Here is a 22264-nt window from a genome sequence, read left to right on the forward strand (position 1 = left end):
GGTAAGGCGGCAGAGCGTGTCGTCATCCATGTCTTGAGTATGGTGATCTTCTCACTGTCACCTTTGTTATCAGAAGACGACATAACGAAAAGCCTTCACGGGAGTGAAGGCTTTTTTGCAGAGTGTGTTCAGATGAGCACGACGAAGTCTGTCTGGCTAAAAACGGTACTCGATATGGAGGGTATGGCTGTCCAGCCCCGGGTTCTTGTCATACATATAGGCGTTGGACATGTGCTCATACTGATAGCCGATCAGCCAATTCTTGGTGATGGCGTAACCGAGGCCGATACCCAGAGCGAACTGCAAGGGACCGCCGTAATCCTTGTAGCCGTGGCCGCGGGTGCCAAATTGATACTGATCGAGCCAGACCATTTCGCCGGGGATCCAGGTCACCCAGTTACCCCATTGGCATTCGATACGGGCACCGCCTCCCAGTCTTGCTGTCTCTTCATCTTCTACCTTGAGGGTACCGCCACGCACTCCCAATCCAAATTGACAGGCCGAGTCTCCCCAGCGCCAGAACATGTGGTGAAACTTGGCATCGGCGATCTTGATGTCGAGCTTTTCATTGCTGAACGCCTTGCCCAGCTGCAGGGCAAGAATATTGTCATTGGCCACGGCCCCTGCGCTGGTGAACAGTGAAACCAGCAGGCCAATCCTTGATAGAGTGTTAGCGTCCATGCCCCCTCCAATGTCGTTGAGACCCTGTGGTGCCGATTCAATCGGACACATATCAGGCATAGTCAACAGGCAATAACCCTGTCAATCACGGCCAGAAAAACTAAAAAAAACCATGTTGGCGAATAAATGGTCTATCGCTTTTATGTTCTCAATAACGGGGGAAAAACGGAGTCTGGCTGAACGTTATTTGAACAGTTTGTTATGTGTGATGTTAATGGTGGTCACTTTTCAGGCAATGGCTGAGTGGATTGATGGGGATATCAGAGAGGTTGCCGAACTCGAATAAAGTATTGCCAACCATATTTTGATTGAAAGTTCAATGGATGTAACTCACAAAAAATTAATTTCTTTTTGGAGGGGCGAGGGATAATTAAGAAATTTCTAAATTAATCTTGCTTGTCGTCAAAAATATTTACACCGTACGAATACATTTATTACCAATGCTGCTTTGAGCGTAAATCTTTTAAAAACAGAGTCTTGTGTCCCTCCTTGTCGTGTGAAGAATGCAGGTGAGTTTTTTGAGTGTTGACCCAATTGTGGCTTATTGATAGCATTCGAAAAAAATGAGAATAAGTATGATATACGTCACATTGTGACGTTCTCATGCACGGGATGGGTGCTTACATTGCAATCAATTTCTGTCTGCTTTTTGAGCTGGCAGTCCTCGTTATTTTCCCTCCTGTTTTAGTTTTACATCCATTTTGTCTGTTTTTTGTCCGGGAAGATGTCGTTGCCGTGCGGTAGCTATGGCAAAAAAACAGTGTTTCGCATCAACATCGCTACATCTTTACAGCAATTGAGCCGCATTGCTCATTTTAGGGCTCATGCCTACTCCTGATGAGACTATTGCTGTTCTGTCTGAGATCCATCATATATCGTGCCTTGCTCGATTCACTCAGAACATTCTGAAATGTGTGCTGTAAATGGTAATTTTTTGAGCAAACTGCTCTTGTTCAGACTGCCTGGCATCGCTTCGCAGTCTCGGCAGATTGTCTGTTGATGAGGAACTCAAAACCCGCTTTTGCAGTTGCAGGGCTGGGGATGAACAGCCACATGTCAGTTCGTTTTTTGGTCATGAAAGATAATGAGTCGATCGGCAATAGCGTTGCCAGACCATAAGGCGACCTGGTTTTAACAGATCAACACTTGACTCCATGGGAAAAATTGACACATGAATTTTGCAACCCGGTTATTGGCCATATCGTTAGCCATACAAGTTGGTGGCTGTGCATATGAGCCAAAGCAGGTAGAAGCGTCTCGTCCTCTCGTCAACCCGTCTGTTGCTACCGAATTGTATGCCATGCCTCCTGACCTGCAGCAGGCGCTGAATACACTGCCACAAGGCGCTGCATTCAGTAGAAACAATGTTACCTATACCCTGGGGCAACGCTATGTTTCGGCTCTGGGTCTTGAGTGCGTTGAGCTGTTGTTTAACAGCATGCAAGGCCATTCGCAAAGACGTGCGGCATGCAAGACTGAAGAACAATGGTATCTGATACCTCAACTGGAACAGACCTCTGTCAGCAACCTTCTTGCTGAGCAATAAAATGAAGGCACATGTTTTGAACAAAATGAAAATTTATCAGCTCAGCACACTTCTGTTTCTCATCAGTACATCCTGCGCAACCATGGCCGTTGCCGCCCCGGATTTAGCGCAAGCAAATGGATCATCATTTGGTTACACCCTTTCAGGAAAGGCTGCTGAAAACACCGGCCCCCAGCTTGGTGGTCAAGCAGCACTGAGTGGGCAGGCCAACACAAGTTCAACGACCGGGAGTTTTACTCAACAGAATCGTCAAGGAATGTTGTTACCCGGTGAGGCAGATGTACGTAAATTACTGCCCCAGGCAGAGGTTGGATTACCTCCTCCTTATGGCGCCAATCTGTTTGCCGGTGGCTATGAGACCGAACGCAGCGATGGCCTGAATGACAATTATCTGATTGCGCCAGGGGACAAACTTAATATCTGGATCTGGGGGGCCGTCAATTTTTCCAATGTAGTGACGGTAGATAATCAAGGCAATATTTTCATTCCTGATGTCGGCCCGATAAATGTCAAGAATGTACCTGCCAGCCAGGTCAATAATCTGGTGACCAGCAGGATTGGTGATGTTTTTACGAATAATGTCAATATCTACGTCAACCTGCTGACAACAACTCCCGTGAGTGTGTTTGTTACAGGCCCGGTAATACGGCCAGGCCAGTATGCGGGTCAATCCTCTGACAGTGTGCTCTATTTTCTCAAGCGGGCAGGGGGGATAGACTCGGAGCGCGGCAGCTATCGTCAAATTAAGGTATTACGCCAGAACCAGGTCATCCAAAAAATCGATCTGTATGAATTCATGCAGCAAGGCAAAATGCCCAAGCTCTCTTTTAAAGATCAGGATGTCATCCTGGTAGAGCCACAGGGCCCGATGATAAATGTCGCGGGCAAGGTGCGTAACCCATTCCGTTTCGAATTGACTCAGCGCAATACGCTAGGCTCGGAGTTGGTCAACTATGCTCTGCCGCTTGCCAAGGTGAGTCATGTCGGGGTGATAGGTGACCGTCCAAGTGGTCCATTCTCCATCTATTTACCTTACAAGGATTTTGCCAGCCTCCAGCTTAAGGATGGTGACAAAGTCTTGTTCAACGATGACATGCATGCTCAGGTTTATGATGTGCAGGTCGCTGGTAGCTATATGGGACCCTCATATTTTACAGTGCGCAAGCAGACCAAACTGCATGAGCTGCTCAACCATATTCCCATTGACCCACAGCTTGCCGATTACCAATCCATCTACCTTATGCGCAAGAGTGTCGCTGCGCGGCAAAAAGAGATGTTGGAAGAGTCGCTCAACCGGTTGGAACGCAGTGTGTTTACTGCTCCCGCCAGTTCGGATGGTGAAGCGGCGATCCGTGCCAAAGAGGCAGAACTGGTGATGCGCTTTGTCGAAAAGGCCAGAAAAATCCAGCCTCTTGGCAAGGTGGTGGTCGCAGACAAGGGAATTGTTGCGAACATTCAGCTGGAACAGGGTGACCAGATAGTCATACCGAACAGAACGGACCTGATCCAGGTCGGTGGGGAAGTCTTGATGCCACAGGCTGTGGTCTATAACGCCAATGCGACTCTCGATGACTATGTGGCCTGGGCGGGCGGATTCACCGAGCGTGCGAATGACCAGCGGATAGCCGTGGTTCATGCCAACGGATTGGTGGAGTTTAAAGATAAGGGGAGTGTCCAGCCCGGTGATCAGATCCTGGTGTTGCCCAAGGTCGACAGCAAAACCATGCAATCGGTCAAGGATATTACTCAAATTATCTATCAGATCGCCGTGGCTGCTAACGTAGCAATTAACTAAGCCGCTGATTGCGGCGTAAGACAGACTCGCCTCGGCGAGTCTGTTATACGGTAGAGCGACTTAATGAATAAACCGATTCTTAATCAAACGCCGCGCACATCCCTGCAGGTGTTGCGAGATGTTGTATTTGGCCTGCTTATTCGCGAGCTTAAAACCCGCTTTGGCAATTATCGGCTGGGCTATGCTTGGGCATTGCTAGACCCATTGTTGATGATAAGCGCATTTAGTTTGATCTTTGGTTTACGAGGTTCGAGTGGTTTTGGCGGCGCACCTGCGCCACTATTTATTACTGCGAGTTATTTACCTTTTCTTTTTTTTAGAAATGTCGTCAGTAAATTGCAATCAGCAGTTAGTGCCAATATGGGCTTGTTCTGCTATAGACAGGTAACGCCGTTTTCTACCTTTATTGCTCGCTTCATGCTTGAAACCATGATTGGAATCATCGTCGGCTGCATTTTAGTCATGGGACTTTTGTGGTTTGGTTTTGATGCCATCCCTGATGACCCGTTGCAAGTCATACTCATTTATTTCTTATTGATGGCATTTTCATTTTCACTTGGTATTATTTTTTGTGTTGTTTGTAATTTGTTTCAAGAGGCCGATAAATTTCTCGGTTTGTTGATGATGCCGTTGATGTTCATCTCATGTGTCATGTATCCACTTATGACAATTCCTGCCCAGTATCAGCACTGGTTTTTATGGAATCCGCTAGTGCATGCAGTTGAATTGATCAGAAGTGGGTGGCTTGCTGGTTACAGTAGTCCAAATGTTAGCTGGATATACTTTTCAAGTGTGACACTGATATTGTTGACATTTGCTATGAGCTGCTATCGTTTGAATCATCGTCGATTAATTTCCAGTTAATGTGAAATAATATGATCATTCTTGATAATGTAACCAAGTATTATCCGACAAAATTTGGACGCAACTATGTACTACGGGATGTCAGTATTGAATTGCCGCGGGATCGTAACATTGGCATTTTAGGTGTCAACGGGGCTGGTAAATCTACCTTGTTACGCTTGTTGGGGGGTATGGATGCGCCTAATGAAGGGCGTGTTATTCGTCAATGCCGTGTATCCTGGCCGTTAGCATTAAGTGGTGGATTTCAAGGCAGTATGACCGGACGAGAGAATACGCGCTTTGTCTGTCGTATTCATGGTGTACGGGATACCAAGACGGTTGAAGAGTGGGTGAAGGAGTTCTCAGAGATCGGTCAGCACTACGAGTTACCCATCAAAACCTATTCCAGTGGTATGAAGTCAAAATTCAATTTCGCCGTCAGTATGGCCTTTGATTTTGATATTTATCTGACGGATGAGATCACCTCGGTAGGCGATGCGCGCTTTAAACAGAAATGTATTGATGTGTTTAATCAAAAACGCGAAACAGCCAGTCTTATCATGGTGTCGCACGATATGAAAAACCTTCGTCAGCAGTGCGATATGGGTATTCTGTTGCGTAATAGCAGACTGGAAGTATTTGACAATATCGACGATGCCATCCGTATCTATCAGAATCTATAATAAGCCAAATTCAACATGACTCAACTTATCAAATCAGAAAAGTCCTCACGCTTTGTGCGCAAGTTGCGCAAGTTAAGTAAAGAGCCGAAACAGTTTTTTATTGACTCCAGCGGTTATCAGATTGCTCATCGTTCTTGGCAAAGTAGTCTCAAATTAGGTAGCTTCTTGTGGGTGGTACTTTGCTTTGCGATCGCGACAGTCTATTTTGGTTTTATGGCATCTGACCGTTATGTCAGTCGTGCCGAGTTGATCATCAAGCAAGCTGATCAAATCAAGATGTTACCCGATGCGCTGTCAATGTTGGGGATTGGTGGCAGCAATCATCAAGATGTATTGTTAATCCAGGATTATCTTAAGTCATGGGATATGTTAGCCAAGCTGGATAAAGAGCTCGCCCTCAAATCACACTATCAAAGTGGTGCGGCAGATTATTTTTCACGCTTGTCTGATGATGTCAGTCGAGAGGATTTCATCAAGTACTATCGCCAGCATCTGGGATTACATCTTGATGAGTTGTCCGGTGTACTTACCATCGAGTTGCAGACATTTGATCCCCAATATGGCCAACAGGTTGTGGCCTTGATGCTTAAAGAGTCAGAACGCTTTATTAACAAGTTAGGGCATCAGGTGGCTCTCGATCAACTTGCCTTTGTCGAAAAGGAAGTCGATCGGGCTTATCAACGGTTGCAAGATGAAAAAGCCAAGGTGCTGGCCTTTCAAAACAGCCATCAACTTATCAGCCCAGAGTCGACCAGTAGCGCGCGCTTGGGGGTGGTCAGCCAGATTGAAGGCGAACTGGTGCGCCAACAGGCCGAGCTGAAACAACTGCGCAGCTATATGAAGGATTCCGCTCCCGCCATTGTCTCGGTACAGAGCCGGGTTGATGCCTTGACTAGGCAACTTGAGCAGGAACGTGCCAAGCTGACCGGTCAGGACAAGGACGCCATGAATGAAATCACCGCCGGCTATCTGGATGTGCAAACCCAGGCCACCTTGGCTGCAGATCTCTACAAAACCGGTCTTATCAGCCTGGAGCAAGCCAGGGTTGAAGCATATCGCAAGTTGAAGCACCTGTTGGTTATTACCCAACCGACTTTGGCTGAAGATGCCGAATATCCGCGCCGCCTCTATAACCTTGCAACCGTGGGTGTACTGCTTTGCCTCTTCTATGGTTTGATTGTCATGGGATTGGCCACGCTTCGTGAACATCAAGACTGACAAATATCATTTAAATTTATTAAATATAAATGGCATTATTAATGAAATTGTCTTTTAAATAAAGTGCAATGCTAAGGGATAATTGTGAATATATATATATCTGGTGGGACATCACCTAACATAGATAACTATGACAATCATACAATACATTATATTACGTGTGAGGAGTGGTTATCCAAGCTTAAAAATTATAGTCATAATGATATTATTGTTTGGCAATATCAATATCCTTGGCGAAACGAAAAAAATAGTAACGCTCTAAATCTAGAGGCGTTTGATGAGTGGTGTGTTCAGCAACAAGTCATTATTGATGCGATAAAAAAAGAAAAAAAAACGGTCGTTTTATTTAATGAAAGTTACATGTCATTATTCGATGTCTTAAACAAGACACTAAAAACAACAGCGAGTGATAATGATTTAAATACTACTCAAAACAAAAATATTGATAGTGATATACTTTATCTTAGTCTGATAAGTGTCTGGGGTAAGCAATACTGGAATACCTTAGAACAATTGGAAAAATTATCTTTTACGCTAAGCAATATTAAGCAAGTAAGGAAAAATAAATTCACAACAAAGCCTAAAGAAGTTTTAACATATTGGCTAGACTTTCTGTCATTAACACGTCAGTATCATAATGAAAATATAGAGCTTAATAAGAAGTTATCTCTACGCTTCGATGAATTGGCAAAATTAACACTTATGTTGGAAGACGTTAACGGGAAAGTTATAACAGAGCAACAAAAAAGTCAAAAACTTACATCGATAGTAGAGAAAAAGTCTGCTGAAGTAATTTCACTTACGCAACAAATAAAAGAAAAAGATTGCAAAATTACTAATGCACAAAAAAATTATGAGAAGATTCAGGTTGAATACAACGAGTGTCTTTCTACTCTAAATAAAAAAAATGCCATTCTAGAAGAAAATGTAAAAATAAATAACAGCCAAAATGATGAGTATTTGGAACGGATCAATATACTGAATCAAGAGGTAACGAATCTAAAAAAAGAAATTACTCTGCAGAGAGAAAAAAATGAGGAAATAAATAATATATGTGCAGCTCTGTCGACTGAGGTAGAAGCGAGTAAGCAATCAATTAAAAACAGATACTCAGAGCTCGCTGCTATTACGAGCATGCTAGAAACATCAAGCAGAGAAGTAATGGACTTAAAAGAGCAACTAGCTACTGCGAATGAAAAAAATATAGCAATTAAAAATAGTCTTTCATGGAGGGCAACTGCACCAATACGTGCATTAGGTCATCCAACGAAACTGAAAAAAAATAAAAAAACAAAAAAAATTGAGGAAACTATTAATCTGATCAAAAATTCCAACCTTTTTGATCCGCAATGGTATTTGGCCCAAAATCAAGATGTTAGTGAGTCAAATATCGACCCTGCTCGTCATTATCTGTTATTTGGTGGGTTTGAAGGAAGAGATCCGTCAACTAAATTCTCCAGCCAAGGCTACTTAGACTTATACGAAGATGTTAAAGAAAGCGGTATAAATCCTCTCGAACACTATATTCGTTATGGTGTAAGGGAAGATAGAAATATTATTTCAAAAATAAAATAAACATAATTTAACGGGCACGATATGTTAGAAAAAAATACTATAGAATTAATTGATAAATCTGGATTGTTTGATGATGAGTGGTATCTGGGTGAGTATCCAGATGTCGCTGCTACAGGGTTATCATCTCGAGTGCATTTCATTAAATATGGCCTTTATATGGGACGAAACCCAGGTCCAAGATTTAACAGTGAATTCTATTTAAATCAAAACCCAGATGTGAAAAAAGCGGGTATTAATCCTCTTGTTCACTATATTAAATACGGAATAAAAGAAGGGCGTTCCCCCGCATCTACAATTATAGCAGGGCGCGACTGTGCTATCAGAATAGATATTATTGTTCCTGTATATAATGCATTAGATGATGTTAAAAACTGCCTTCACTCCTTAAAAGAAAAGCAAGATGGGTATGCCGTCAGAATCATTGTTGTTAATGATGGCTCTGATGAAGAGACTACGAATTGGCTTAGAAAATATTGTCATGGGGATAGTATTTTTGAGCTGCATGAACATTCGGTAAACCGAGGTTACACTCAGGCAGTGAATACCGGCCTGCGAGTGTCTGATGCTCCTTATATTATTACTCAAAATAGTGATACGATAGCTACTCATGGATGGCTACGTGGTCTGGTTCGCTGTATTAATTCTTCGGATAAAATAGGTATTGTTGGCCCCTTGTCTAATGCCGCCAGTTGGCAAAACGTTCCGAATTTATATGATGAAAATAGGAATTTTGCAGTCAACGACATACCCAATAACTTGAAGCCTGATGAAATGGCTGCCTTAGTGGCCAAGGTATCTGAAAGATGTTATCCAAAATTACCATTTGTTAATGGCTTCTGCTTTATGATAAAAAGAGAGGTCATTGACAAAATAGGAATCATGGATGAAGAGAACTTTCCTATCGGGTATGGGGAGGAAAATGATTTTTGTATTCGTGCTGCTGATGCTGGTTATGAGCTTGCAATTGCTGATGATACATATGTATATCATGCTAAATCAAAAAGTTTTGGCCATAGTCGTCGAGCGAAGCTATCTAAGCAAGGCTCTGATAATTTAAAGAAAAAACATGGTCATGAAAAGTTTGCATCCCTTGTTGAAAAGGTAAAAAATACTACTCAACTCGATAGAGTTCGCTCGAACATTACATCTGCTTTAGAGCACAGCCATACCTGCTGCCAGACAAGACCACAAAATATCATGTCAATGAAAATTCTCTTTCTCCTGCCGGTGAAAGGGGGAAGTGGTGGTGCTCATTCCGTGGTTCAAGAAGTCACGGAAATGCGCAGATTGGGTATGGATGCTAATATTGCTGTAAGGAAAGTAGATCTTGCACACTTGCGTGACCTCTACCAAGATATTGATGATGTGAATGGGCTTTTTATTGGATTTGAAAATGATAATTTGATTCACATTAGTGAAAAATTTGATGTAGTAGTGGCAACCATATTCACATCTGTGTCTTTGCTTAAGAAAATAATTGATGTAAATCCACATATCTTGCCGGCTTATTATGCACAAGATTATGAACCAATGTTTTTCCCTGAGGAAAGTGATAATTGGCATGTTGCTCGTGAATCATATACCTTGATTCCTAATTCCCTTGTTTTTGCAAAAACCCATTGGATTGCTGATAAAATAAAGCAAGAGCACAGTGTGAAAGTTTTTAAGGTTTCACCAAGCATTGATCATTCTACATATAAACCAACTAAAAAAGTAGATGATAACTTCATTCATATATCAGCAATGATAAGGCCACAGACTCCGCGGCGTGGTGCTGAGAGGACTATGAGGTTATTTTCTCGTTTAGCGAAGATACATAAAGATAAAATTATCTTTCATCTTTTTGGATGTGAAAGTAATGATGAGCGTTTTAAATCATTGCAGTGTGATTTCGAGTTTGAAAATCGTGGAATATTAAAAAGGCCAGAAGTGGCTTCACTGCTCTCGCAAAGTGATATCTTTGTTGATCTTTCTGATTATCAGGCGTTTGGGCGTACGTCACTCGAAGCGATGGCATGTGGTGCGACAGCTATGTTGCCAATACATGGTGGGGGAGACGAGTATGCTCGAGACAATATTAATGCGATTGTTGTCGATACTTTCGATGAGGATGTTTGCTTTAATAGAATGAATGAGTTATTGCTAGATCTTGATAAGATTAGGAGCATGCAATCCGCTGCGTTATTGACGGCAGCTAGTTTCTCGGTACATCAAGCTGCAATATCTGAGATATGTCTATTTAGTAAAGAGTTAGCTAAACATAGAGATAAATATCCCAAAAAAGATAAACCTGTGCTGATGTTGATGCCAGAACGGCGTGGTGATGATTTGCCAACAGAAGGTGGGTATGTGCGAGTTGTATTGCCATATACTCACCCAAGTGTACAGCGTTATTGGCGTGTGATAGAACTAAAAGATCATACGTTGCCTGAGCCTGGCTCGGCACATTCTATTGTGATTCAGCGTCATGCAGGTTCATTAACTGTAGCCGAACTCGAATCATGGTTAGTAAAGTGGCGCGCTGCTGGAGGCCGGTTTATTTATGAAATTGATGATGACCTGCTTGATGTTGAAGGATTAATCCAGAGAGGATTTAAAGACAATACTGAGTTACTTGTACAGAAGGTCCGTTGGTTGGCCAGTAATGCCGATGTTGTGATGGTTTCTACCTCTGAATTGATGAAAATTTTTTCTGCATATAACTCGAAAGTGTATCTGGTTCCTAATTTGCTAGACGAAGAGTTATGGCGTATCGGTAAACCAAAACTCACCGGTAAAGGGATTTATCAACGGAAAGATGGGGATCCTATCAGAATTGGTTATGTTGGGAATCCTACCGATCTTGCTAACCTTGAGATGATTGCTGATGCAATGAAAAAAATTGAGCAAGAGTTTGGTGAGAAAGTTGAGATTGAGGTCATTGGTGGTTTCCAAAATACGAAGCCACTTTTTGGAAAACGGGTTGGATTACCCAAAAAAGATGACTACCCAAATTTTGTAGATTGGTTACAAAGAAGAGTGCATTGGGATATAGGTATTATCCCACTAATTAATAATGGTTTTAGTAAAGGTAAAAGTCACCTTAAATTTATTGAGTATACAGCATTGAGTCTATCTGTTGTGGTGTCAAATATTGAAAGTGATAGTGGTATATACCGTAATTATGAGAATGCTATCGTAGTGGATAATACAGTAGAACAATGGTATGAATCTTTAAGGCAGTTGATAATAAGTATTGAAAGTAGAGATAAAATATTAAAGAAAGCTAAATCGGATTTGATTGGGATGCATTGTATTGGTAGTTCAGACACTCTGGTTAGTGTTATAAAAAACAATTTATAATAATTTGGAGGGACGATGAAATATATTAAAAGAGAAAATGTATTAAGATTGAAGATGGCTGACTTCATAACAAAGCTCACTTCTTTTGAGAGTGATAATACACCACCTCTTTTTTATTTTTCTTGTTGCATAGATAGTCCGACACAACCAATTTCAACCATCTTTTATCCCAATAAAAAAGATCAAAGAAGTAGCCTAAATTCCTCGTCACTGCGCTTGCGTGCAGAAAATGTTAAACCAGAAAACTGGACAGACCTAAAATATAACCAACCAATGGATTTAATTTGCTATTTCGGAAAGGATATGTTTTTAACTCCAGGAGGTTATAAACAACCACAGTATCTTCCATCAACAACCAAAATAAATGGGCGTAGAATCGGTTTATTTAGTGGTGGTGCTGGGGTGTTTCTCAAAGATGGCAGTATAATCGAACCCACATTCTCAACCCAAGATTCGCATCTATCTCTTTCGTCAGATTATTTTTACGAAAAAGATGGCGAAATATTTAAGCGAGATGTGGAAACTCTCCATGAGGATACAGTTGAAGGCTTATGTTATTTTTTAGGTAATTTATTGCCACACTGGGGACATTTTTTACTTGATGGCATATCAAGGCTTTGGTTTTTACTTCGTTTACCTAATGAACTGAGAGAAAAATTAAAGTTTATCTGTTATGATAATCATATTCCCACTTGGGGATGGGAACTTTTAAATGCTTTCGGAATAAATGAACGTAATCTCATTTTTATGAAGAAAGGCATGCTAGTAAAAAATCTAATTATGCCTTTAGAGTCCTATCGAACCCATATATCAGCTAGTTCAGAATTTCAATGCGTATTTGACACAATTAGAGATTTTTACTGTAATCGATTAGATGTAAAACCAACAAGAAAAGTTTATTTATCTAGGCGTAACCAATTGGCAAGGAGGTTGTCAAATGAGAGTTGCATTGAATCGCTACTATCTTCGGAAGGTTATGAAATAATTATTCCTGAAAGCTTAAGTGTCGCTGAGCAGGTTCAGTTAGCTGCGTCGTCCAAGATTTTGATAGGAACTACAGGCAGTGGACTATATTTAGCCGCTTTTCAAAAGCGAGGTTCGTCAACAATAGTTATCCATCCTAATGATTTCCTTCTTTTTGATGATTTTATATTGAGCGCTATTGGTCATAGGAACGCATTTTTTATCTCAGGCGGTGATCAGGTTACTAATGGTAGTAGTAAAAAGGCGCGAAGAGAATCTTCATGGGAGTTGATGGTTGATAATCATCTAAAAGAGTTTATATCTGAGATATCCTCCTAGTTTATACAATTTCCTTATAGGATTAATATGAAAATAACAATTTCCGGTACTGGTTACGTCGGTCTTTCCAACGCGGTATTGCTGGCCCAACACCATCAGGTCATTGCACTGGATGTGGTGCCAGAAAAAGTCGAACTGCTTAATCGCCGTCAATCTCCCATCGTGGATAAGGAGCTGGAAGAGTATCTGGCAACCAGGCCGCTAAATCTTAAAGCGACACTTGATAAATACGAAGCGTATGAGGCGGCCGAGTTTGTGATTATCGCCACTCCCACCGATTATGATCCCGAGACCAACTACTTCAATACCAGCACGGTCGAGGCGGTGATCCGCGATGTGATGAGCATCAACCCCAATGCGGTGATGGTGATCAAGTCCACCATTCCGGTGGGCTTTACCGAGCGGATGCGCGAAGAGCTCGGTACCGAGAATCTGATCTTCTCACCAGAGTTCCTGCGCGAAGGCAAGGCGCTGTATGACAACCTGCACCCTTCCCGTATCGTGGTGGGGGAGTGCAGCGAACGGGCCCAACGTTTTGCCGACCTGTTGCAAGAGGGGGCCATCAAGCAGGATATTCCGGTATTGCTGACGGGCAGCACTGAGGCGGAAGCGATCAAGTTGTTTGCCAACACCTATCTGGCGATGCGGGTGGCCTATTTCAACGAGCTGGATACCTATGCCCAGTCTCACGGTCTCGACAGTCGCCAGATTATCGAAGGGATTGGCCTGGATCCCCGTATCGGCAACCACTACAACAACCCCTCCTTCGGTTACGGTGGTTATTGCCTGCCCAAAGATACCAAGCAGTTGTTGGCCAACTATAACAAGGTGCCCAACAACCTGATCCGGGCCATCGTCGATGCCAATACCACCCGCAAAGACTTTATCGCCGACAGCATTATTCGCCGCAACCCCAAGGTAGTGGGGATTTATCGTCTGGTGATGAAGGCGGGCTCGGACAACTTCCGCTCCTCCGCCATTCAGGGGATCATGAAGCGGATCAAGGCGAAAGGCATCGAGGTGGTGGTCTTTGAACCGACCATCAGGGAGGAGCATTTCTTCCACTCTCGTGTTATTCGCGATTTGAACGAGTTCAAGGCTGTGAGTGATGTGATTTTGTGCAACCGGATGGCCGCTGAATTGAGCGATATGGCGGACAAGGTTTACACCAGGGATCTATTCGGTTCCGACTGATATCTGCAATAGCGTATGGGGCTGGGGTCTGTTTTCCCAGCCCCCGCATCATGATGTATAATCCTGCAGTTTTTCATCCTGATTGAGAACCCGCCTTGAAATTATTTATTGCTGCAATTGTCAAAAATGAAATAGATGGATTGCTCGAATGGATCGCTTTTCACCGGGCACTCGGTGTCAGTGGATTTATTATTGCAGATAATGGGAGTAACGACGGTTCGCGTGAACTGCTCGGCTCTCTGGCCAAATTAGGGGTGGTTACTATATTTGACCATCCAACTGTGGGGCTGCAGAAACCGCAGTTACCTGCATACGATAAAATTTTGCGCACTTGCCCGCGTGATGTAGATCTGTTGGCATTTATCGATGCTGACGAGTTTTTGTTGCCATTGGAGTCAAATGATTTGCGTCCGGTGGTCACACAATGGTTTGCAGATAATAGTGTCAGTGCCGTTGGATTGAATTGGTCTAATTTTGGCTCCAATGGTGAGACCTTTGCAGGTGAGGGGCTGGTGATTGAACGCTTCACGCAGCGTGCCCCCCTTGGTTTCAATGTGAACCACAACTTCAAGAGTATTGTGCGCCCCTCCCGGGTTGACAGTTTTTTCAACCCTCATTTTGCCAATTTGCGTTATGGGCGTTATATCGATGCCAATGGTAGTGATATGGCATTACATGCCAAACACGGTAATGGTGTGAGTGCTCAGGTCATCTGGAATGGCATAAGAGTCAACCATTACGCAGTTAAATCATTGGAAGAGTTCCTGCTTGGGAAGCATTTGCGTGGTAGTGCGGCAACGGCTAATCGAGTCAAACATAAGGCTTATTTTCAGGCGCATGATCGCAATGACGAGCAATGTCTGCTGGCCGCTGCTCTGGCCCCCCAAGTGAAGGCCGAGATGATGACACTGAGTGAACAATTAGCCGCCCTGCCTGCAGAAAGAGAGGTGTCCAATCACTCCTGGTTAGCGAGCAGTATTAAAAAGCTGATTAAATAACTGCTGTTACTTATTAATTCTATTCTTCATGGTCTGTCACTGATGTGGCGGACTATTTCAATGTGCCCTCAGGTTGTAAATTCATATATGTATAACGATGGTCATTGGCAACCTCTGGCATTGCCTGACGCTTTTTCGTGCCACTCTGGCTGGCTCCTGATCCGGGGGACAATCGTGGCTAGCCAACCACGAGGGGAGACTCGTCTGTGCTGGCAGTGCGGGCAGGGGAGATGGCACGAACAAGTGTTGCCAGTCACACGTCGTGGCACCTTGCAGGAGCTGGTCTATCTGCCCACAGGAGCCAGCCATCTCTCTTTACTTGCCAGCAGCAAGGGCGCGGATTGCCATGTAGAGATTAGCGAGCTTCGTTGTGTCTCTCCCATTGAGAGTCTCTGGCGTCGATTGCGCCGGGTCTTGCCCTTTTATCGACGCCTGACGAACACCAAACGCAAGAGATTGGGTCTCTCATGGCATTTGTGGCTCACGGATCTACAGCAGGCTTACCAACTTGTCGGTAGAGTACGTGACGACAAGCCACTCGATAGCTATGAAGAGTGGCTAGCAAACTTCGACACCCTGGAACCCGCCGAGTACAAGCTGATTGAACGCCTGTTGGCACGTTGGGACTCATTGCCACGTGTCTGTTTTCATCTTGTTGGCGAAAAGAGTGAGCAGAGCCGCCAGCAGACTCTGGATAGCATCCAGGCACTCTGTTATCCGGCAAGTCACATCAGGCTGCAGGAGCATGGCGCATCCTCAGATATCCCCAGTCAGCCTGGCGGCGAGTGGCAGTGGGTGTTGCCTGCGGGTGCCCTGGTGTCCCCCAGCGCCCTATTCTGGGTGGCATATCAGTTACGCCAGGATCCGGATTGTTTATGGCTATACGGGGACCACGACCTGCTTGACGAGAGAGGCAAACGTCACTCTCCCAACTTTAAACCTGACTGGAATGAAACACTGCTGCAGAGCCAAAACTATATTGGCTGGTGTGGCTTGTGGCGTGAACAAGGCGCAAGCCAAATCCCCTTTGATGCGGCGGCATGTCATCAGTGGTGGCTACAGTTGGCACAGCAGTGTGAGCCAAACCAGATTGCCCATATTCCGTCATTGATGATGCATCTGCCCGCAAGTGCGTTGCTTTCGAATGATTGTGATCCGCTGAAAGATAGAGAGGATTTATTGCCATCAGGTGTGAGCATTGGGGCTGCACCTCATGGTGTATGTCGTTGGTTCTGGCCATTGCCAACGCAATTGCCATTGGTCTCTGTGATTATCCCCACCCGAAATGGTCTCGCTCATTTACGCCCCTGTATTGAAAGCCTGATCAACAAAACCCATTACACCAATATGGATGTCATGGTGATGGATAATCAGAGCGACGACGAGGAGACCCTTGCTTACCTTGCCCATATCGAACAGGTTTATGGTGTCCGAGTGATTTCTTATGATCATCCGTTTAACTATTCAGCCATCAATAACCTGGCGGTAAGCAAAGCACGTGGTGATCTGGTCTGCTTGCTGAATAACGATACCGAGGTGATCAGCGCTGACTGGCTGGATGAAATGGTTTCCCATTTATTGCGCCCTGGAGTGGGCGTCGTCGGTGCAAAGCTCTATTACGGAAATGGTTTGATCCAGCATGCCGGCGATGCTGTTGGGCCTGGTGGTTGTGCAGATCACCTTCATAATGGTTTGTCCGCAAACGATCCCGGATACCAGCGGCGGGCTGTCAGTGCTCAAGAGTTGTCAGCTGTGACTGCTGCCTGTTTATTGACTCATAAAGATTTATATCTGGCGCTCGGTGGACTTGATGAAACGCATTTGCCGATAGCGTTTAATGACGTCGATTATTGCCTCAGAGTGCGAGAGGCCGGTTGGCGAGTAATCTGGACGCCCTTTGCTGAACTGTATCATCATGAGTCTATTTCCCGCGGTAAAGATGTATCAACACAACAGCAGAGAAGAGCCAAATCTGAGTTGCGCTATATGAAAAGACGATGGGCACATGTGCTTAATCACGATCCTGCCTACAACCCCAACCTGAGTTATGAACGTCCTGATTTCTCTCTAAGCAGAGCTCCTAATATGGTGTTGCCATGGATGAATTAATTCGCAGGAAACTATTCAAGCCTTATCTTAAACTCAATAAACAGAGTTATGGCAGCCAGCAGAACTCTGAAATTGACAGTGAGCGATTGTTTATATTGCATGAGGGGAGATCCCCTACATTGGCCTATTTTGAATCGGCTATTTCCAGTCGATTCCCTGATACAATATGTCATTTTATTGATACGTTAGCACCACCTGATATACCAATTCCTGCTGGGACTTCTCTGGTCATCATTAGATTTATCTCTCCTAAATGGCAACAGCATATAGAAAGATATATCGACAGATGCTCCCGAATAGTTTATTTCATGGATGACGACCTTTTTGACCCGACGGCTCTATCTACGTTACCGAAAGAGTATCGCAGCAAGATAATAAGGCGCTCGGCGGCTCAACATCGATGGATCACGCAGTATTGCGATGATGTCTGGGTTTCAACTGCCTATTTGGCTAAAAAGTATGTGCACCTTAACCCGGAAATTGTTTCTGCTAAACCATCACGATCTCTTCTTGAAACACTCCGACCAGTAAAAATAGCTTATCATGGTTCAAGCTCTCATCGGGAAGAGAAGTATTGGTTGCGGCAAATCGTCGAGGGGGTATTGGGAGCCTGCCCCAATGCCAGCTTTGAAATTTTTGGTGAGCATGATATATATAAATATTATCGGGACTTGCCAAGAGTTTCAGTGTTACATCCAATGAGTTGGCAAAATTATCTTGCGTATACCAAGACCCATCAGTTGGATATTGGATTGGCGCCACTACTTGACTCTGATTTTAATTTGGCGCGAGGCCCCGTAAAATTTTATGACTTTGTGAGAATGGGCGCCGTGGGTGTATATAGTAATCGTGCTCCCTATAACGATTTTATCGAACAAAACATCAACGGTATTCTATTGGAAAATGATCCCCAGCGTTGGGTTGATGCAATAACATTACTGATTAGTAAAGAGAAGAAACGAGCTGAACTCGCTAATAATGCAAGAAGTTATGCCTATTCCTTAGTGAATTGATAAATATAATTTGCACGAGATATTACATGCCTAATGAAAATTTTTTGGTACGAAAGGCTGTCATACCTGTAGCCGGACTGGGTACCCGTATGTTACCTGCCACCAAGGCTATTCCGAAAGAGATGTTACCGATCGTGGATAAGCCGCTTATCCAATATGTGGTAAACGAGTGTGTGGCTGCCGGAATAAAAGAGATTGTTCTGGTGACCCACTCCTCAAAAAATGCTATCGAAAACCATTTCGATACTTCTTTTGAACTGGAGGCGACTCTCGAGTCTCGCGTTAAACGAAAGCTGCTTGACGAGATACAGAATATTTGTCCGAAAGATGTGACCATCATGCATGTACGTCAAGGAGAAGCCAAAGGGTTGGGCCATGCCATTTTGTGTGCCTATCCGGTGATTGGTGATGAACCGTTCGCCGTTGTTTTGCCTGATGTGATTCTGGACGAATATACAGCCGATCAACACACCGAAAATTTGGCTGCCATGTTGGTGCGTTACAAGTTGACTGGACAAAGCCAGGTAATGGTTGAGCCAGTGCCACTGACCGATACCGATAAATATGGGATAGCCGATTGCAATCAGGTCAAGTTGCAGCCTGGTCAATCCGCACCCATTACCGGCTTGGTTGAAAAACCGGATATTGATGAAGCCCCCAGCAACCTGGCCGTCGTTGGCCGTTATGTGTTGAGCAATAATATCTGGCCTTTGCTCAAAAAGACGCTTCCCGGAGCTGGTAATGAGATCCAGTTGACCGATGCGATTGCCATGTTGATTGAGCAAGAGATAGTTGATGCATTTCATATGACAGGGCTGTCCCACGACTGTGGTAATAAAACTGGTTATATGAAGGCTAATATATCATATGCCGTGAGGCACAATGAAATTGGTCAGTCAGTGACTGACTATATCAATTCCCTAACTTCAAAAAAAACAAAAAAGGTTAATGTGTAATATGAAAATCCTCGTGACCGGCGGTGCCGGCTTTATCGGCTCTGCTGTGGTGCGCCATATCATCCGTGATACTCAGGATGCAGTCATCAATCTCGATAAACTTACCTATGCCGGCAATCTGGAATCCCTGGCCGATGTATCGTCAAGCGAGCGTTATGCATTTGAGCAGGTGGATATCTGCAATCGTGCCGAGCTGGATCGGGTGTTTGCCTTGCACCAGCCGGATGCCGTGATGCATCTGGCCGCCGAGAGCCATGTTGACCGCTCCATCACAGGGCCGGCTGACTTTATCGAGACCAATATCGTTGGCACCTATATGTTGCTGGAAGCGGCTCGCGCTTACTGGAACGGTCTGGACGAGGTACGCAAGGCGGCCTTCCGCTTCCACCATATCTCCACTGACGAGGTATATGGTGACCTGCCCCATCCGGATGAAGTGGCTGCCAATGAGCCATTGCCGCTCTTTACCGAAACTACTCCTTACGCCCCCAGCAGCCCCTATTCTGCCTCCAAGGCTTCCAGCGACCATCTGGTGCGCGCCTGGCGCCGTACTTACGGCCTGCCGACCATGGTCACCAACTGCTCCAACAACTACGGCCCGTACCACTTCCCCGAGAAGCTGATCCCGCTGGTCATTCTTAACGCGCTGGATGGCAAACCGCTGCCGGTCTATGGCAAGGGCGACCAGATCCGTGACTGGCTCTATGTGGAAGACCACGCGCGCGCGCTCTACAAGGTGGCGACCACGGGCTTGGTGGGGGAGACCTACAATATCGGCGGTCATAACGAGAAGCAGAATCTGGAGGTGGTACACACCATCTGCGATCTGTTGGACGAGATGGTGCCGAAGGCGGGCTCTTATCGTGAGCAAATCACCTATGTGGCGGATCGCCCCGGCCACGATCGCCGCTATGCCATCGATGCGACCAAGATGAGTGCCGAGCTTGCTTGGCAACCGCAAGAAACTTTCGAGTCTGGCATTCGCAAAACTGTACAGTGGTATCTGGATAACCAGCAGTGGGTCAGCAACGTCAAGAGCGGTGCCTACCAATCCTGGATTGAGCAGCACTATTCCGCGATTGAACAGAATGATGGGGAGCGTGCCTGATGCATATTCTGCTGTTTGGCAAAAACGGCCAGGTAGGCTGGGAGCTGCAGCGTGCACTGGCCCCGCTGGGCCGTATCACTGCCGTTGATTTTGACTCGACCGACTATTGCGGTGATTTCAGCAACCCGGCAGGGGTAGCCGAAACGGTACGTCTGGTCAAGCCGGACGTGATTGTCAACGCCGCGGCCCATACCGCAGTCGACAAAGCAGAGAGCGAGCGGGAGTTTGCCGAACTGCTCAATGCCACCAGTGTGGCTGCTATCGCCAAAGAAGCGGAAGCATTGGGTGCCTGGTTGGTACATTACTCCACCGACTATGTGTTCGATGGCAGCGGTGAGCGCCCCTGGGTAGAAACCGATGCAACGGCACCGCTTAACGTCTACGGCGAAACCAAGCTGGCGGGTGAACAAGGCGCCGCTCTCTGCGCTCGTCACCTGATCTTCCGCACCAGCTGGGTCTATGCCCCCCGCGGCGCCAACTTTGCCAAGACCATGCTGCGCTTTGGCAAAGAGCGTAGCGAGATGTCGGTTATCAATGACCAGTTTGGCGCCCCGACCGGCGCCGAGTTGCTGGCCGATTGTACTGCCCATGCTCTCCGCGTGGCGCAGCGCAAACCCGAGGTCGCCGGGCTGTACCATCTGATTGCCTCCGGTACCACCACCTGGTTTGACTACGCCCAGCTGGTGTTTGCCAAAGCCAGAGAGGCTGGCGTTGAACTGGCGGTGACACAACTCAATGCGGTGCCGACCAGCGCCTTCCCGACTCCGGCCAAACGCCCCCATAACTCCCGCCTTGATACTGGCAAATTCCAGCGCACCTTCGATCTGGTGCTGCCGGAGTGGACCGTCGGTGTGGAGCGGATGTTGACCGAGATCCTCGGCAAGTAGATCACTGGCCAGGGATGTAGTGACTGCCTCCCTGGCTGGCAGGGATAAAACGTAAAAGGTGTGGCCGCAAGCCACCCTTTTCTTTTGCAATTTAAAAATAAGAAACAAGCATCATGACCAAACGTAAAGGCATTATTCTGGCCGGTGGCTCAGGCACCCGTCTCTATCCGGTGACCATGGCAGTGAGCAAGCAGCTGCTGCCCATCTATGACAAGCCGATGATCTACTATCCGCTCAGCACCCTGATGCTGGCGGGTATTCGCGATATTCTGATCATCAGCACGCCGCAAGATACCCCCCGTTTTGAGCAATTGCTGGGTGATGGCAGCCAATGGGGCCTGAATTTGCAGTACAAGGTTCAACCAAGCCCGGACGGGTTGGCACAAGCCTTTATTCTGGGTGAAGAGTTTATCGGGTCAGACCCCTGTGCGCTGGTGCTGGGCGACAACATCTTCTACGGCCATGACCTGCAGAAGCAGTTGGAAGCCGCAGCAGCCAAAGAGAGTGGCGCTACCGTCTTTGCCTACCACGTGCATGACCCTGAGCGTTATGGGGTGGTGGAATTTGATAAAGAGGGTACCGCTATCTCTCTGGAAGAGAAGCCACTGGAGCCCAAGAGCAACTATGCGGTGACCGGCCTCTATTTCTACGACAACAGCGTGGTGGAGATTGCCAAGAGCCTGAAGCCGTCGCCCCGTGGTGAGCTGGAAATTACCGATGTGAACCGTATCTACCTGGAGCAAGGCAATCTGTCGGTGGCGATGATGGGCCGTGGTTATGCCTGGCTGGATACCGGTACTCATGAAAGCCTGATTGAAGCGAGCAACTTTATTCAGACCATCGAGACCCGTCAGGGGTTGAAGGTTGCGTGCCCAGAAGAGATCGCCTATCGCCAGAAATTTATTACTACCGAGCAGGTTCGAGATCTCGCAGTGCCATTGGCAAAGAATGCCTATGGACAATATTTGTTAAGAATGGTTGCCAAAGCCTGATGTGATATAGGGGGGAGGGAAG

17 protein-coding genes are annotated in these 22264 nt (G+C 45.6%); 16 read left to right on the forward strand and 1 reads right to left on the reverse strand.

Annotation, left to right across the window (positions count from 1 at the left end; translation table 11 throughout):
• Positions 1–156: 156 nt before the first annotated feature.
• On the reverse strand, positions 157–681 hold the full coding sequence (locus G5315_RS12685; RefSeq protein WP_201996469.1) for an acyloxyacyl hydrolase: 525 nt from the start codon (positions 679–681) through the stop codon (positions 157–159).
• 1171 nt (positions 682–1852) lie between these two features.
• Between G5315_RS12685 and G5315_RS12690 the strand changes: the two genes are divergently transcribed.
• From G5315_RS12690 to rfbA, 16 genes are all read left to right on the forward strand, one after another.
• Positions 1853–2227 carry a hypothetical protein gene (locus tag G5315_RS12690; protein WP_201996467.1) on the forward strand — a complete coding sequence of 125 codons (375 nt, stop codon included), beginning with the start codon at positions 1853–1855 and terminating at the stop codon, positions 2225–2227.
• The gene (locus G5315_RS12695) at positions 2214–4022 is read left to right on the forward strand and encodes a polysaccharide biosynthesis/export family protein (protein ID WP_421333138.1); all 1809 of its coding nucleotides are present in this window, start codon (positions 2214–2216) and stop codon (positions 4020–4022) included. Before G5315_RS12690 ends, G5315_RS12695 begins: the two co-directional genes overlap by 14 nt.
• A gap of 63 nt (positions 4023–4085) precedes the next feature.
• A complete protein-coding gene (locus tag G5315_RS12700) occupies positions 4086–4886 on the forward strand; it encodes an ABC transporter permease (protein WP_421251452.1) in 801 nt (266 codons plus the stop codon).
• An 11-nt stretch (positions 4887–4897) separates the two neighbouring features.
• A complete protein-coding gene (locus G5315_RS12705) occupies positions 4898–5548 on the forward strand; it encodes an ABC transporter ATP-binding protein (RefSeq protein ID WP_213388796.1) in 651 nt (216 codons plus the stop codon).
• 15 nt (positions 5549–5563) lie between these two features.
• Positions 5564–6766 (forward strand): sugar transporter, encoded by a 1203-nt coding sequence (locus G5315_RS12710; protein ID WP_421333139.1) that lies wholly within the window; start codon positions 5564–5566, stop codon positions 6764–6766.
• An 84-nt stretch (positions 6767–6850) separates the two neighbouring features.
• Entirely contained in the window at positions 6851–8341 is a 1491-nt protein-coding gene (locus G5315_RS12715) for a coiled-coil domain-containing protein (protein WP_421333140.1), read from the forward strand.
• Positions 8342–8362: 21 nt separating this feature from the next.
• A complete protein-coding gene (locus tag G5315_RS12720) occupies positions 8363–11683 on the forward strand; it encodes a glycosyltransferase (protein ID WP_421333141.1) in 3321 nt (1106 codons plus the stop codon).
• A gap of 15 nt (positions 11684–11698) precedes the next feature.
• Entirely contained in the window at positions 11699–12985 is a 1287-nt protein-coding gene (locus G5315_RS12725) for a glycosyltransferase family 61 protein (protein WP_421333142.1), read from the forward strand.
• A gap of 27 nt (positions 12986–13012) precedes the next feature.
• Positions 13013–14179: a nucleotide sugar dehydrogenase gene (locus tag G5315_RS12730; protein ID WP_421333143.1), complete on the forward strand. Its 1167-nt coding sequence runs from the start codon at positions 13013–13015 to the stop codon at positions 14177–14179.
• A 95-nt stretch (positions 14180–14274) separates the two neighbouring features.
• Positions 14275–15177, forward strand: a complete 903-nt coding sequence (locus G5315_RS12735) for a glycosyltransferase family 2 protein (protein WP_421333144.1) — start codon at positions 14275–14277, stop codon at positions 15175–15177.
• Between the two features lie 243 nt (positions 15178–15420).
• On the forward strand, positions 15421–17286 hold the full coding sequence (locus tag G5315_RS12740) for a glycosyltransferase family 2 protein (protein WP_421333145.1): 1866 nt from the start codon (positions 15421–15423) through the stop codon (positions 17284–17286).
• On the forward strand, positions 17274–18299 hold the full coding sequence (locus G5315_RS12745) for a glycosyltransferase family 1 protein (protein WP_421333146.1): 1026 nt from the start codon (positions 17274–17276) through the stop codon (positions 18297–18299). The genes G5315_RS12740 and G5315_RS12745 overlap by 13 nt, the downstream gene beginning before the upstream one ends.
• 26 nt (positions 18300–18325) lie before the next feature.
• Positions 18326–19255 carry a UTP--glucose-1-phosphate uridylyltransferase GalU gene (galU, locus tag G5315_RS12750; protein WP_236302829.1) on the forward strand — a complete coding sequence of 310 codons (930 nt, stop codon included), beginning with the start codon at positions 18326–18328 and terminating at the stop codon, positions 19253–19255.
• A 1-nt stretch (position 19256) separates the two neighbouring features.
• The gene (rfbB, locus tag G5315_RS12755) at positions 19257–20363 is read left to right on the forward strand and encodes a dTDP-glucose 4,6-dehydratase (RefSeq protein WP_421333147.1); all 1107 of its coding nucleotides are present in this window, start codon (positions 19257–19259) and stop codon (positions 20361–20363) included.
• Complete coding sequence (gene rfbD / locus G5315_RS12760; RefSeq protein WP_421333148.1) at positions 20363–21250, forward strand: dTDP-4-dehydrorhamnose reductase; 888 nt, start codon at positions 20363–20365, stop codon at positions 21248–21250. Before rfbB ends, rfbD begins: the two co-directional genes overlap by 1 nt.
• Positions 21251–21363: 113 nt before the next feature.
• Positions 21364–22242, forward strand: a complete 879-nt coding sequence (rfbA, locus tag G5315_RS12765; protein WP_421333149.1) for a glucose-1-phosphate thymidylyltransferase RfbA — start codon at positions 21364–21366, stop codon at positions 22240–22242.
• Positions 22243–22264 lie beyond the last annotated feature (22 nt).

This window comes from Aeromonas sp. 603607 (genome assembly GCF_049171595.1).
Classification (GTDB): Bacteria; Pseudomonadota; Gammaproteobacteria; order Enterobacterales; family Aeromonadaceae; genus Aeromonas; species Aeromonas veronii.

Excerpts from the sequence above, each read along its gene's own strand:
- rfbB (WP_421333147.1), top strand. The coding sequence starts at position 19,257 with ATGAAAATCCTCGTGACCGGCGGTGCCGGCTTTATCGGCTCTGCTGTG.
- G5315_RS12720 (WP_421333141.1), top strand. The coding sequence starts at position 8,363 with ATGTTAGAAAAAAATACTATAGAATTAATTGATAAATCTGGATTGTTT.
- G5315_RS12700 (WP_421251452.1), top strand. The coding sequence starts at position 4,086 with ATGAATAAACCGATTCTTAATCAAACGCCGCGCACATCCCTGCAGGTG.
- G5315_RS12725 (WP_421333142.1), top strand. The coding sequence starts at position 11,699 with ATGAAATATATTAAAAGAGAAAATGTATTAAGATTGAAGATGGCTGAC.
- G5315_RS12705 (WP_213388796.1), top strand. The coding sequence starts at position 4,898 with ATGATCATTCTTGATAATGTAACCAAGTATTATCCGACAAAATTTGGA.
- G5315_RS12710 (WP_421333139.1), top strand. The coding sequence starts at position 5,564 with ATGACTCAACTTATCAAATCAGAAAAGTCCTCACGCTTTGTGCGCAAG.
- G5315_RS12745 (WP_421333146.1), top strand. The coding sequence starts at position 17,274 with ATGGATGAATTAATTCGCAGGAAACTATTCAAGCCTTATCTTAAACTC.
- G5315_RS12730 (WP_421333143.1), top strand. The coding sequence starts at position 13,013 with ATGAAAATAACAATTTCCGGTACTGGTTACGTCGGTCTTTCCAACGCG.
- G5315_RS12690 (WP_201996467.1), top strand. The coding sequence starts at position 1,853 with ATGAATTTTGCAACCCGGTTATTGGCCATATCGTTAGCCATACAAGTT.
- galU (WP_236302829.1), top strand. The coding sequence starts at position 18,326 with ATGCCTAATGAAAATTTTTTGGTACGAAAGGCTGTCATACCTGTAGCC.
- G5315_RS12685 (WP_201996469.1), bottom strand. The coding sequence starts at position 681 with ATGGACGCTAACACTCTATCAAGGATTGGCCTGCTGGTTTCACTGTTC.
- rfbA (WP_421333149.1), top strand. The coding sequence starts at position 21,364 with ATGACCAAACGTAAAGGCATTATTCTGGCCGGTGGCTCAGGCACCCGT.
- rfbD (WP_421333148.1), top strand. The coding sequence starts at position 20,363 with ATGCATATTCTGCTGTTTGGCAAAAACGGCCAGGTAGGCTGGGAGCTG.